This is a genomic window from Streptomyces sp. JLBT605, assembly GCF_058215555.1.
Window position 1 is genome coordinate 3,223,222 of record NZ_CM177087.1, and the last position, 12,581, is coordinate 3,235,802.

The 12,581-nt window shown below is 66.4% G+C and carries 12 protein-coding genes; 7 read left to right on the forward strand and 5 right to left on the reverse strand.

The window, feature by feature from the left end; all coding sequences use genetic code 11:
• Positions 1-423: 423 nt before the first annotated feature.
• Positions 424-1,197 carry a GntR family transcriptional regulator gene (locus tag AC4BDD_RS13945; protein WP_490691316.1) on the reverse strand — a complete coding sequence of 258 codons (774 nt, stop codon included), beginning with the start codon at positions 1,195-1,197 and terminating at the stop codon, positions 424-426.
• 856 nt (positions 1,198-2,053) lie between these two features.
• On the opposite strand from AC4BDD_RS13945, the gene AC4BDD_RS13950 reads away from it, so the two are divergent.
• From AC4BDD_RS13950 to AC4BDD_RS13960, 3 genes are all read left to right on the forward strand, one after another.
• Entirely contained in the window at positions 2,054-2,806 is a 753-nt protein-coding gene (locus AC4BDD_RS13950) for a GntR family transcriptional regulator (RefSeq protein WP_490691317.1), read from the forward strand.
• Between the two features lie 152 nt (positions 2,807-2,958).
• Positions 2,959-3,450, forward strand: a complete 492-nt coding sequence (locus AC4BDD_RS13955; protein WP_490691318.1) for a hypothetical protein — start codon at positions 2,959-2,961, stop codon at positions 3,448-3,450.
• A gap of 280 nt (positions 3,451-3,730) precedes the next feature.
• A complete protein-coding gene (locus AC4BDD_RS13960) occupies positions 3,731-4,084 on the forward strand; it encodes a hypothetical protein (protein WP_490691319.1) in 354 nt (117 codons plus the stop codon).
• 67 nt (positions 4,085-4,151) lie between these two features.
• On the opposite strand, the gene AC4BDD_RS13965 is transcribed toward AC4BDD_RS13960, so the two are convergent.
• The 4 genes from AC4BDD_RS13965 to AC4BDD_RS13980 form a co-directional block, all read right to left on the reverse strand.
• Positions 4,152-4,880 (reverse strand): HNH endonuclease, encoded by a 729-nt coding sequence (locus tag AC4BDD_RS13965; protein WP_490691320.1) that lies wholly within the window; start codon positions 4,878-4,880, stop codon positions 4,152-4,154.
• 11 nt (positions 4,881-4,891) lie between these two features.
• Entirely contained in the window at positions 4,892-6,169 is a 1,278-nt protein-coding gene (locus AC4BDD_RS13970; protein ID WP_490691321.1) for an AAA family ATPase, read from the reverse strand.
• A gap of 558 nt (positions 6,170-6,727) precedes the next feature.
• Positions 6,728-7,486, reverse strand: coding sequence for a glycosyltransferase family 2 protein (locus AC4BDD_RS13975; protein WP_490691322.1), 759 nt, complete (start codon positions 7,484-7,486; stop codon positions 6,728-6,730).
• Positions 7,487-7,488: 2 nt separating this feature from the next.
• Positions 7,489-8,277: a GntR family transcriptional regulator gene (locus tag AC4BDD_RS13980; RefSeq protein WP_490691323.1), complete on the reverse strand. Its 789-nt coding sequence runs from the start codon at positions 8,275-8,277 to the stop codon at positions 7,489-7,491.
• A 413-nt stretch (positions 8,278-8,690) separates the two neighbouring features.
• On the opposite strand from AC4BDD_RS13980, the gene AC4BDD_RS13985 reads away from it, so the two are divergent.
• The 4 genes from AC4BDD_RS13985 (at position 8,691) to AC4BDD_RS14000 (ending at position 12,504) form a co-directional block, all read left to right on the forward strand.
• Positions 8,691-9,059: a hypothetical protein gene (locus AC4BDD_RS13985; RefSeq protein ID WP_490691324.1), complete on the forward strand. Its 369-nt coding sequence runs from the start codon at positions 8,691-8,693 to the stop codon at positions 9,057-9,059.
• Positions 9,060-9,150: 91 nt separating this feature from the next.
• The gene (locus AC4BDD_RS13990) at positions 9,151-9,447 is read left to right on the forward strand and encodes a hypothetical protein (RefSeq protein WP_490691325.1); all 297 of its coding nucleotides are present in this window, start codon (positions 9,151-9,153) and stop codon (positions 9,445-9,447) included.
• Positions 9,444-10,283: a DUF2637 domain-containing protein gene (locus AC4BDD_RS13995; RefSeq protein ID WP_490691326.1), complete on the forward strand. Its 840-nt coding sequence runs from the start codon at positions 9,444-9,446 to the stop codon at positions 10,281-10,283. Before AC4BDD_RS13990 ends, AC4BDD_RS13995 begins: the two co-directional genes overlap by 4 nt.
• Before the next feature lie 76 nt (positions 10,284-10,359).
• Positions 10,360-12,504 (forward strand): cell division protein FtsK, encoded by a 2,145-nt coding sequence (locus tag AC4BDD_RS14000; protein ID WP_490691327.1) that lies wholly within the window; start codon positions 10,360-10,362, stop codon positions 12,502-12,504.
• Positions 12,505-12,581: the final 77 nt, after the last annotated feature.

The following is a 12,581-nucleotide window of genomic DNA, read 5'->3' on the forward strand; positions in this document are numbered from 1 at the left end:
CCCGCTCGTCCTCAGGCGCGTCACCTAGGCCCGCATCGCCAGGAGCAACAGCCAAGGGGTGCCCCGGCATTCGGGGCACCCCTGGTGTGTGCAGGCACTTCATGACCTCGGCGGAGGCTGTGGGATTTGAACCCACGGTGACATCGCTGCCACGACGGTTTTCAAGACCGCGCCGCTCCAGACGCCCGGTCCGGCCCTGAACTGCAAGAACACCGGGCGCTACAAGGGAACTGCGTCGATCCTGACCGCAGGTTGGCCGCATGCCCCCGCCCCCTTGCCAGAGCGACCGCTCGCGGCCGGCGTCGACAGCGCCACTTTCGAGACCGACTATCCACACGACGGCTGGACCCGGCCCAGTGATCACAGCAAAGGCGGCCGGGCCGATCTGACTTCGATCGGCCCGGCCGCGGGAGAATCCGTAGATCAGAGCTGTTGCTGGTGAGCGCCACTCAGCTGGGTGGTGTACACCCCCATGACGCGGTCACCGGCCATGGTCAGGTCTGCGACCTCTACCACCTGGCCGCGCACGCCGATGGACTTCCGCTGGGCGACCAGGAGCGACACCTCGGGAGCCAGGTCGAACTCCTGGGCTTCCGCGTCGCTCGGCGGGCGCGCCGAGACGCGTTCCTCGATGCGGTCCACCTGAATGCCCGCCTCCCTCAGCCATGCATGGCAGGCGTCCCCCCAGGGCGAACGTCCGGCGGTGGGCGCCATGGTGATGTCCTCCACCATCGAACGGACGAGATACGAGTGCACGACGCTGTAGAGGCTGGAGTCCTCGGCGCCGTGGGCGCGATAGACGAACTCCAGCAGCCGCGCCCCGACAGGCACCCCCAGTCGCGCCGCGAGCTGGACGTTCGCCGCTGCCTCAGAGCAGCTCACCGACACCCTGACAGCGGGGTCGGTGATCCGTGGCTCATGGGCTGCGGGTGCTTGCTCCGGAACGGTGAGGGACCAGTACCGGTCGTTGGCGAACTCGATCTGTCGTCGCCGCCCGAGCACGAAGGTGCCGCTCCCGTGCCGCTTCTCGATCAGGCCTTCGTCCTGGAGGAGATCCATCGCCTGCCGCAGTGTCGGGCGGCCCACCTTGTACTGCACCGCGAGGGCGGTCTCCGCCGGCAGTCGCGCTCCCTGCTCAATCGCACCGGCGTTGATCATCTGCCGGATCTCGGCGGCGATCCGTTCGTACCGAGCCATGCGCGTCACTGCTCCTTCTCGGGTGCTGTACGGGGGCTGTTCTGGTGGCAGGGGCAGTCGCAGCGGACCGCCATGATCAGCGGCCCTTGTTTCGACGGCGGGATAGGCGAGAGCCGCACCTCGTGCGGGCCCGGACACTGCTGGTGCTCATCCGCGTACTCCGGCCATTCGGTGGCTAGCTGGCAGTAAGGAAGCAGGTCGGCAGGTCTCTTCGAGGGGTCAGGCACGTTCCCGCCGGCCCTCGCGTCGGATCACGGCAGCGGTGGGCGCGGGGTCCCCGTCCCGATGCCTGGCTGCCAGAGAGCACTTGGGACAGAAGTAGCCGATCCAGCCCGGGCCTGATGCGCCGTGAGCTACCACGGTGGTGGGATCGTTCGTCGGTTTCTGGCAGCGATGACACGTCTGTGTCCTGGGGCGGGCGGTAGCGTCGTCCATGTCGTCAGCTCCTTGGGCTGTCGGCCGTCCCCCGGGCGGTGCCGGCCGCCGCGGGGGCCTCTCCTGGTTCGCTGACCCTCAGCTCGGCCGCATCGACGGCCGGTGGCACATGCCCGGTCCCGATGACCGCCCACGCGACCCGCCTCCCGCTCCTGCCGCTGTGGCCGAACCGATCGGCGCTCTCTAACGCCGCGAGAACGGCACGGAAGTGGACCGGCGACAACGAGTCCGGGAGGTCGGTCTCCACTCGGATGTGATCCCGGTGTTCGGTCAGGCGCGGGACACATCCGGCAGCGGACAGCCAAGCCTTGATCTCCTGCGCTCGGGATGCAGGTGCGGGCATGGCTGTCCTCCGTCGTGACGGAATCACTGAGGGTAAAGCTAGTTAACTAGATTAGAGCTAGTGGACTAGATTTGCCACATGCCTGAGCAGCCGCCTTACCTCGCAGTTGCTGACCGACTACGCGAGCGCATCGCCAGCGGCGACTGGTCGCCGGGCGATCGACTGCCCTCCCGGGCCCACCTGGCGGCGGAGTACGGCGTGGGGGACAACGTCGTCCGGCGGGCGCAGGAGCTGTTGATCGTCCAGGGCGTTCTCCAGGGCCGGGCAGGCTCGGGAACCTACGTAGCCGAGCCCCGCGAACGGCTGCGCATGGTGCGCTCGGGCCACCGCGAGCAGAGCGGCGGCTCACCCTTCCGCGTCGACATGGCAGGTCTCGGCAAGAACGGATCGTGGGAGCACCGCACCGAGGCCAAGGTGCCGGCGCCCGCGGACATCGCCGCCCGGCTCTGCATCGCCGAAGGCGACCTCTGTGTCCGCACGACGTACGAGTTCCTGGCGGCCGACAAGCCCGTGCAGATGTCGACCAGTTGGGAGCCCTACGACCTCACGGGCGGCACCATCGTCGTCCTCCCCGAGGCCGGCCCGCTCGCCGGCCGTGGTGTGGTCGAGCGGATGGCGGAGATCGGCGTCGTCGTCAGCCATGCGGTCGAGCAGCCGGAGCCGCGGCAGGCCACGGCCGAGGAGGCGAACCTCCTGGGCGTGCAGAAGGGCGCGCTGGTGACCCACATCCGGCGCACGTATCTCAGCGAGGACGGCCGGCCGGTCGAGACGGCCGACATCGTCATCCCTGCCGCGTACTGCGAGATCGTCTACGAGATCCCTCTGGGGTAGCACCTTTGACCCATCGCTAGCCACGGAGGGGAAGAGTCGGCACTCGCGTGCTGGCGAAGCTTGCGGGGGACTTGTTGGACACGATCGCTCAGCTCGTAACAATCGCGGCCGTCATACTCGGCGCCTTAACTACCTACGCTACGAATGAGCTCATGGAGCGAAGCAGGCGGAAGGCAGCACTCCGCACCCGCTGGGACAGCCAGAAGCTCGATGCCTACGCCAGCTTCATCGGCCGCGTCAGGTCCTCGATCCATGCGGCGAAGATGCTGTACGAGGCCCGCGAGGGGATGCGGACGCTGGCCCGCAGCGAGCGCGAGCTTTCGGAAGACCTGACGACCGCGGGGTTCGAGCAGGCCCTGGCCTTTGAGCGCGTGATGCTGCTCGCGGCGGACGAGGTCATCGAGGTCGCGCACGCGGTGCAGGAAGCGATGGCCGCGATCGGGTGGCAGGCTCAGGGCGTGGTGGAAGGCACCTTGCCGGAGTGGCGGGCGCGGCATCTGGCGGCCTTCGAAGCGATCAATCGCTTTCATGAGCTGGCCAGGCGTGACCTTGGCGTGAGCGGCCAGTTCGACGGCCAGGAGCACACGGCGCGCGGGCTGCTGCTCCCGCAGTCACGATCTGAGCGTGAGAGCGATCGCTCATAATGCAGGGCGCCGAGGGTCCTGCGTCGCCCGGAAGACTAAACGGCTCCGGAGGCCCTGTGCCTGTCCGCCATCCTGGCAGGCCAACGCCTTCTTGCTGCTTGGCGGGGCTTGATCCGTCCACGAAGAGTCCGTGGCCCCGGAGTCGGCCCGTCGTCTAGCCTGGCTCCGCCTGCGTCGGCCGGCCAGTTGTAGACCCGCAGCACCGGCCCGTTGTGGAGGGGGCCAGCCCGTTCGAGCCGGGCCAGGTGGGCTGACATCATCCCCCGTCGGAGGGAGGGGCATGAAACGAGACCAGATAGCCGCCCTCCTTGTGAACAGCTCCGAGGTGGCATCGAAGGCCCGTCATGCCCTGCTGAATGGTGGGGCGGCTGTGGTCTGGCCGGGGACGTCCCCCGCTGACTCGCTCGCCCGCATCTACAAGCGCCGTCTGAGGCTGACGCGCCGAACGGGCCAGGAGACGCGTGGATTGGAGCACGCCGTCGAGCTGCTGAGCGCGTATGGCCGACCGGTTCGGCTCGGCCAGATCGACTCACTGGACGGCCTCTGGATCTACATGCTCTTCGTGTCGGAAGACGCTCGGTCACTCATCGCCTGCACCGCGGTCATGCCCTCTCGACCGACAACTGCTTTGTAAGTTCAATCACGGGAGCTGTGCCCCATGGTGCGCATCGTCAGTCAGGAAAGTGACTGATCTGAATTGCTTAGGAACTGCACGATTCCCGGACGAATCTCCTCCAGATCGAGGGGAATCGAAATCTCAATTCTGAGAAGCGTGCTTCTTCTTTGCCTTCTCGGCGGGCAAACCATTCTCCGATGCCGTGCTCGTCTTCACGGACCTCTCTTAGGAGTTTACCCGTGGAATCTTTTGGTGTGGCGCTTGAAAGGAGGGCGTCAACGGCTTCGTAGTATCGCGCGATTACGCGCCGTCTCCCCTCAACCACAGCCTCGTGATTGATGCAAGATATGACCTCAACCGTTGATTCGCCTTTTGGATCAAAATCCTCTTCTAGGAACCTGGCTGCCAGATACCCCGTCTTGGTGTCTAGGATCAAGAAGTCCCAGGGGTCTTCCCTCGCAGGATTGATGATCAATGGTTTCCCCTGTGCGTCCCTAGGGAACCTCGCCCCTTTCTTCCTGTTGCACTCTGGGCATACCAAAATGAAGTTTTCCCAAGTAAAAGACTGGGAGTAGTCAATCGCGATCGGAGTAAAGTGATCAATGTCAGCGGAGCGAGAGTCGCAGCAATATACGCAGCGCTGACGCTGGCCGTTCATTCTTTTCAGTGCATCGAGTACTGGTCGGCTCTTCACTGATCTGCGATAGCTATTCCACTCCGCCCTTGCCATCTCTTTGTTTGTGACCTTCTTTCGCCTTATTGCGAGGTCGCGGCGCGTGGAAAAGTCAATCTCGACTCTGTGGATTCTCCTCATTTGGCTGCTCATCACTCCGCTTCGGTGAAGAGTGAGAGCTGCTCTAGCTCGCTGGATTCGTCATTTGTCAGCCTTCCAGCGAGCTGTTTCGCACGCAGGCGGGAATGCCTCCTGTTGGCCTCAACGGCCCGCGGAGACCGTGTATGACTCATCCCAAAAGCAGGCGTTAGGAGAATCTGATCCGGCTTCCCAGCGATTACCCGATTGAAGTCATCTGAGGCGAGCCGGAACGGCTGACCTTGGCCAGGTTGGGGCATGTGGTACACCCTGCCCCTGTCGGCTGCTTGGCACACGAGCGGGCTGTGGGTCGTGACTATGAATTGAACCAGCGGGAAGTGTTTCTTCAGCCAGAATCCAATTTCTCGCTGCCAGGCAGGGTGCAGGTGCGAGTCCACTTCGTCGATGATTACTACGCCTGGGCGATTGATGTATGTGGACCCGTCATCGCGTTTCTTGGTCAAAGCTGTCGTCCCGTACACGTCCACCATGTGACGGAAGATGTCGATCAGCATTGCAAGTGCCGATCGATACCCTTCACTCATGTCCGCGAGGGGCATTCGCCGGCCAGCGGAATCTTTAAGCCAGATCCCCTCGGAATTAACCTCGCTAACCGCCATTCCCTGACGCAAGAAGTCGTCATTAAGTAGCTCGAGGAGATTTTCCAGGGCAACCTTTTCGGATTCTTGCTGCTCTAGCTTCTTGTAGTTTAGCTGTTTAACCCACTGTTCGCATTCCGCGAGAGTTGCGTCCTCCTTGAAAAGGGTGGCGAATCGCGGTACTCGGCCGGGAATCACCATCAGGCGCTGGGCGTCTGGCGAGCTTCCGTACAAGCGGCGAAAAGGGCCGTACCCAAGTGCAAACCACCCTTGCGTGCCTGGAGCCCATGGGCCGTTGAATGCTCCCTTCTTCTTGTTCCTGTACACGTCTACGGAGGAAATTGCCCATGCGCTTGTTTCGCGAGAGAATCCAATCTCGGCCCAAAATGTATTTTGGACTGGAAAACCTCCCTTTGCGGTGCGGTCCCACTCCCTGTAGGGCTTAATCTCGACGGAGATCGTTCCAGACTCTTCGCCTTCTGTTACCCATCCTCGGGTGTCTGTGAGGAGGACGCGAGAATCGTCCGGCCCTAGAATCGCCATGCAGATGGACTTTAGGAGGGCTGTCTTGCCTGATCCGTTGTCGCCGGTGATTACTGCCCAGCCCGCGTGCTCTCCATCCATGCCGGAAAAGTCAAGGTCTGCACTCTCAAAGCCTTTGATGTTCTTGAGTACTACTCTTTCGATATACAAGGCGGTTCTCCGATATCATCCACAGCTCGTGCAGCAGGGCTCCTCTGAGCAGCATAGGGACAGGGCTGCCCCACTGGCAGGAGTACGGAGTAGGAGATTCACCCATGAGGTCGGCGGAGCGGCTTTGGCCGTTGTCCTGCCCGGTTTGGGGTCGAGCATGATCAGGGGCCGTACGCTGGCCAGGCAACTCGGGCAGGCTTGCCCCTGCCCGCAATGTGTCCGAGTGGCTCCCTGATCTTGCTCGACGCGGGACCCGAATCGGGGAGGTGGGTAAAGCCGTGGAGCCGACCCCCAAGTCACGACGGACCTCTTGTCCTCAGCCAAGGTGCTTGCTGCTGCCGCGCGGCTGGGCGGACCGGGCTGGAGCGGGGCGGAGACAGGAGTGGCGGCCCGGGGAGCCGGGCCGCGCGCGGTGAGCGGCAGCGAGCCGCCTTGAACCTGTAGAGGAAGTTGTCACTCAACGGTTCAGACTGAACATCGCAGCCTCATCATTCATGGCGGTCGGAGCAGCTGGCGGCGTCTCGCTGGATCGCACTGACGCGTGATCGACCCATTTCGTCAGTGGTCTGCGTACCGCCAGCCGTCCAGCGCCGCCAAGACCCGTGCCCGAGCCTCCACCACCGCGAACCGCGCCTCCTTCTCGCTCGCCTGCGTGTGCGCGGGCTGGCTGGTCACCTGTCCCGGCCACTTCCGGTACAGCAGGCCCGTCTCCGCGCTGAACCAGCCGCGGCTGACCGCGCTCAGGGCAAGCAGGAGACCGGTGTCCTCGGACGCTGGCAGGGCCATCCAGCCGCCGAGGGCCAAGAGTAGGTCTCGGCGCATGAAGAGGGTCGCGGGGTGGACCTGGGCACGGAAGTTGTGGGCCTTCCAGTGCTCCAGGACGGCGCCTCGCTCGATGACTCCCTGCGGGGGGTCCTGGTCGAAGCCGACGGTGGAGCCGTCGGGCAGCAGGTCGAGGACGCGGGAGGTTGCCCAGCCGATGCCGGGGTTGTCTTCCAGGGCGCGGAGGTCCCGGGCGAGTGAGCCGGGGGTGAGCATGTCGTCGGCGTCCAGGACCTTGACGTACTGGCCGGTGACGCGGGACAGGGCCATGGTGCGAGCCATCGCGGCGCGGCCGGCGCGGCCCTGGCCGAAGCTGATGCGCGGGTCGTCCGGTACGAGGGGCGCGACCGCGTCGGTCTCGCCGTCCTCCTGGATGACCCACTGCCAGTCCCAACCCTCCGGCAGCTCCTGCTCGACGAGGGACTTGTAGGCGGACGGCAGGTACTCCGCGGCCGGGGCGTGCACCGGGGTGATGACGGAGATCAGGTTGGTCATCGTCACCACCTGGCCAGGGGGGTCGTGAAGACGAGTTCGGTGCGGTCGCCGGGGAGGACGACGTCGGCGACCTCCACCACCCGGCCCTCGATGTCGATGCAGGTCTTCCGGAGGACGATCACGGAGACGCCCTTCTGGATGCCGAGCTCTTCGCTCTCCTCCGCGGTCGGCGGGCGAGCGGTGAAGTGCTCCACGACGCGGTCGAGCTCTATGCCGACCGTGAAGAGCTGGTTCTGCGTGCCGCCGGGCCACGGCTCATTGCTCGCGTCCAGGAGGTCCGGATTTCCGGCGACCAGGTCGTGGATCAGGTACGAGCGCGAGACGTTGAACGGCGCGTCTTCCTCTTGCGAGTGGGTGCGGTAGATCCGTTCGAGAAGCCGTGTGCCGACCGGGACGTCGAAAGCGGCGGCAAGGTCCTCGTTGGCCTTCACCTCGCGGAACTCGGCGTGGAAGACCAGGTCAGAGACGGTCAGGCCGGTGTCGTGCTCGGTCGCGCCAGTCGCTTTGCGCTTCTCCTCAGGCTGCCGCGCCCGGTCCTTCTCCCACTGGTGCCGGCCGTTGTCCCGGACCACCCGCTGACGCGGCTTGCGGACGAAGTTCCCGACGCCGTGCCGCTTGTCGATCAGCCCTTCCGTCAGCAGCTCGGCCAGCGCCTCACGGATCGTCGGCGTACTGGTCTTGAACTGCTCGGTGAGCGCCTTCTCGGACGGCAGCTTCGCGCCGGGCGCTAGCTGGCCTGTGCGGATGTCCTGACGCAGCGCGTCAGCGATCCGCTCGTATCGCTTGGCCATGGGAGATCACCGTCCGGAAGACCGTTGTCGGGGCACCCACAGCTTAAGTCCTCAAGAGGTGTTGACGACAACAGCTCTTCGCCTCTACGGTCTTCCCAACTCCTCAAGAGGTCTTGAGGTCAAGATGTCTTGAGGAGTTGAGTGTGTGGTCGCTCCATGCCTGTCTCCGCAGGTAGGAGGGCTGCGATGGCGCCCGGAGGACTCCCTGAGAAGAGGCCAAAGGCAGCGCTCGGTCTTTGAAAACTGCATGGCACGGCGCCTGGCAAGCAGACCGTGCCCCGAAGAAATCCGGTGCGCCGCCGCTCATCAGGCGGCGGCACCCCCGTCCCGCGCTGCTGCGGGACGACCCGCCCGGCCCCCTGGGACGCAGGGGGCCGGGCGTCCATTCAGAGCTTCCAGGAAAGGAGATCTTGATGCTTCTCGCCATCGGCGACATCGTGCGTGTTCGCCAGGACCGGTCGATCGGTGAAGTCACCGGCATCGCCAAGGACCGTGACGCCAGCCTGGTGAGCGTGCGCGTCGCGGGCGGGGTGGTCTGTGTTGCGCTGCCGTCCGAAGTCGAAGTCGTGGCCCGAGGCTACAAACCCCACAGCGCCAGCCGCTCTCTGGCGGCCGTGCTCTGCCTGATCACCGGGATCCTCACCGCTGCGATGACCAGCTTCGCCGTCCGGGACGAGGGCGGCGGCCTGCTCCTGACGACCTTCGTGGCCGTCGCGTCGACCTGCTTCGTCAGCGGCTTCCTGGCCAATCTCTGCCTCCGGCCTCGCCGGATCCGCATCTGACCTTGCTCAGCCCGGTTCGGCGGTCCTCCCGTGCAAAGGACATCGCCGCCGACCCGGTCTCCCTGCCCATCGAGATCAGGAGAGCACGTTGATGAAGGACTTCATCGGCAACTACGAGGGCATCAGCGGCGACGACATGCCTGAGCTGCACCTTGGCACTCCGTCGGAGCTCTGGCTCGGCGTCATCGGTGAGAGCGCCGAGGAGCGCGCGGCCCGGCTGGACGCGGGCCGCGACATCCTCGCTGACAACCCGGACCTGATCGACCTCGTGACCCGCATGGTCAGCGAGGCGATCGAGGCGGATGCCGTTGATCTGCTCACCCCGCCCCCGTCGCCTTGCCGCACTGGGGGCTCGATCCGCACCACCCGTAGGGAGGTGCTCGCGTGAAGAACCCGAAGACCCTGCTCGTCATCGCCCTTGTGGCCGTTGTGGGGATGGCGTTCCGGGTGTCCTGGAACGCCCTGCGCGACATCGCCGAGACGGTCGGCGCGGACCCCACGGCCTCGCTGCTCTACCCGTTCGTCGTGGACGGCCTGATGGCCCTCGCCCTGGTGGCCACCCTCGCGCTCACTGGTAGGGACCGGGACTTCGCCCTGCGAGTGCTGGCCGGCTACACCTTGGCCTCGCTCGTCCTCAACTATGTTCACGGCCTGGCCCCCGGCGAGCGTCGCCTGGCCCTCGCGCAGTGGGGCCCCGCCAACTGGCTCCTGGTCCTGCTCGCGACATCGCTGCCCGTGGGGTCGATCTTCTTCGGCTCCGACCTGGTCGCCAAAGTCCTCCATCACCGCCCTCAGACCGTACGCGATGACGCGCACACCGCCGCGAGCTCATCGCGAGCGGCCGTTGATGGTGAGGAGACGCGGCGTACGGGGCGGCGTACGCACGCCGTTCCCTACGCCGCGTCCGGCCAGGTCAGCCCCCGTACGCCCCGCCCCGAAAAGGGGCTCTCCGCGTCCTCCGTACGGCCCCGTGACAAGGGCGTTCGGAGGACCGGCAGCAAGGCGTACGACGAGGCGGAGATGGAGCGTACGCGGCAGCGCGCCGAGCAGACGTACGCCGACTCGCTCGACGCCGGATCGCCGATCGGCCCCGCCGCTCTTGGGCGGGAGTTCGGGTTCAGCGAGGGCTGGGGGCGCAAGCGCATCAAGGCCGTGGAGGCCCGCCGTGCCCACGCGGGCGACCGAGCTGCGCTGGTGCCGGCCGGAGCAGCAGCCCAGCAGTGAACGCGGTGCCCGGTGCTCCACCGACGACAGCGACGCACCGGGCCCGCTCCTCCCACAGAAAGGAGCACGTCGCATCGTGTCTGACAGCACCGCCTCCGACCAGCCCCACGACCTCGCGGACGAGAACGCCGCGGTGGTCGACATCAGCAGCAAACGCGCTGGCAGCGCGAAGGAAGCGCTGTCCATCCGTGCCGGCGAAGAGGCCGTGGCGGTGGACGGCCCGCAGCCCGAGGAGCTGGGGTTTCTGAGCCGGGTGATGGGTGCCAAGCGCCGCCCCGTCGTCCCAGCCTGGTTGAAGTCCCGGCAGGAACTGGAGTCGGCCGCCCGCTGGGTGGCCGGGCACTACAGCCACATGGTGGCGTACCACGCCCTGCGCTCCCCGGTGTACGTCGGCCGCTTGGCGCTGCAATGCCCGCGCGGCGCCGCCCGCTTCATGGGCGGCACGGCCCGATGGATGTCGGACAAGGAGGGCGAGCCGGTGCGGCTGGCCGCCGTCCACCGGGAAGACGCGGCCGAGTACCTGAGGCTGTGCCACCAGCGAGACGGCCGGGTACGACTCCGCACCTTGATCGTGCTGCTGGCCTCGGTGGTCGGCATCGGCGCGGCCCTCGCGCTCTACGTCCTGGCCCCACACTGGCTCCAATGGATCTCGGGCGCCGCCCTGGTCCTGGCCCTCGGGTCTCTCGGTACGGAGGCCGATCAGCCAGTCGCCAGCCGGGCCGTGGAGATGCCGAAGGTCCAGCGGCTCACCAGCGACATCGTGCTCCGGGCGCTGGCTTCGATCAGCATCTCTCAGATCAACCAGGCCGTGGCCAAGGGCCGCGACGCGTTGGTGTTCACGGCGCCGATCACCCGGGACGGGCCCGGCTGGCTCGCCGAGGGAGACCTTCCGTACGGCGTGACGGTCTCGGACGTGATGGACCGCCGTGACCGGCTCGCCTCCGGACTCCGGCGGCCCCTCGGCTGCGTGTGGCCCGAGGCAGTGCCGGACGAGCACACCGGCCGCCTGCGGCTCTGGGTCGGCGACCAGGACATGAACAAGGCCAGGCAGCCGAAGTGGCCACTCCTGGCCGGCGGCCCGATCGACCTCTTCAAGCCTGCCGCCTTCGCCACCGATCAGCGTGGCCGCTGGGTGGCCCAGTCCCTGATGTACATCTCGGGGATAATCGGTGCTGTCCCCCGCATGGGCAAGACGTTCCTGCTGCGGCTTCTGCTGCTCATCGCCTCGATGGACCCGCGCGCAGAGCTGCACGTCTTCGACCTCAAGGGCACGGGTGATCTCTCGCCGCTCGCGCGGGTCGCCCATCGGTACCGAGCGGGCGACGAGGACGAGGACATCGAGTACGCCCTGGCCGCGCTGCGGTCGCTGCGGGAGGACCTGCGGCGGCGGGCGAAGGTGATCCGGAACCTACCCAAGGACATCTGTCCGGAGTCCAAGGTCACGTCGGCGCTGGCAGAAAAGAAGTCGCTGGGGCTGCACCCGATCGTGGTGGGTGCGGACGAGTGCCAGGTCTGGTTCGAGCACCCCACCCACGGTGCTGAGTTCGAGGAGATCTGCACCGACCTGGTCAAGCGCGGCCCGGCCCTCGGGATCACGCTGTTGCTGGCCACCCAGCGGCCGGACTCCAAGTCGCTGCCGACCGGCATCAGCGCCAATGCCACTGTCCGGTGGTGCCTGAAGGTCATGGGGCAGATCGAGAACGACATGGTGCTGGGCACCGGCTCGTACAAGCGCGGCGTCCGGGCGAACATGCTCGCCTGGACCGACAAGGGCATCTGCTACTTCGTCGGCGAGGGCTCCGATGCCCGGATCGTGCGCGCTGTCTACGTCGATGCGCCCACCGCCGACGTCGTGTCGGTGGCCGCGTACGAGCTCCGCAAGGCCGCGGGCACCCTCTCCGGCCACGCCCTCGGCGAGGAGCCCGAGGTCGACGCCGTCAGCTCGTACGACCTGCTCGCCGACATCCTCGCGGTCATCAAGCCCGAGGAGCCGAAGGTGTGGAACGAGACCGTCGCGTCCCGGCTCGCCGAGCTGCGGCCCGAGGTCTACGGCGGGTGGGAACCCGAGCAACTCACCGCCACCCTCAAGCCGTACGGCGTCCCCACCGGCCAGGTGTGGGGCAAGACCCCGGACGGCAAGGGCGCCAACCGGCGCGGCATCGAACGCGCCAAGGTCACCGCCGCCATCGCGAAGCGTGACGGGCAGCGGAAAGCGGGCTAGTCCGCTATCGCCGCTGGACCTAGCGGCTCCCCCTGCTAGGTCTAGCACCCCCGCTAGCGCTACAGACACGCTCTCAT

Coding starts and splice junctions, on each gene's coding strand:
- AC4BDD_RS13945 (WP_490691316.1), bottom strand. CDS start 1,197: ATGGCTCGGTACGAACGGATCGCCGCCGAGATCCGGCAGATGATCAAC.
- AC4BDD_RS13975 (WP_490691322.1), bottom strand. CDS start 7,486: ATGACCAACCTGATCTCCGTCATCACCCCGGTGCACGCCCCGGCCGCG.
- AC4BDD_RS13990 (WP_490691325.1), top strand. CDS start 9,151: ATGAAGGACTTCATCGGCAACTACGAGGGCATCAGCGGCGACGACATG.
- AC4BDD_RS13955 (WP_490691318.1), top strand. CDS start 2,959: ATGGAGCGAAGCAGGCGGAAGGCAGCACTCCGCACCCGCTGGGACAGC.
- AC4BDD_RS13980 (WP_490691323.1), bottom strand. CDS start 8,277: ATGGCCAAGCGATACGAGCGGATCGCTGACGCGCTGCGTCAGGACATC.
- AC4BDD_RS13950 (WP_490691317.1), top strand. CDS start 2,054: ATGCCTGAGCAGCCGCCTTACCTCGCAGTTGCTGACCGACTACGCGAG.
- AC4BDD_RS13960 (WP_490691319.1), top strand. CDS start 3,731: ATGAAACGAGACCAGATAGCCGCCCTCCTTGTGAACAGCTCCGAGGTG.
- AC4BDD_RS13985 (WP_490691324.1), top strand. CDS start 8,691: ATGCTTCTCGCCATCGGCGACATCGTGCGTGTTCGCCAGGACCGGTCG.
- AC4BDD_RS13965 (WP_490691320.1), bottom strand. CDS start 4,880: ATGAGGAGAATCCACAGAGTCGAGATTGACTTTTCCACGCGCCGCGAC.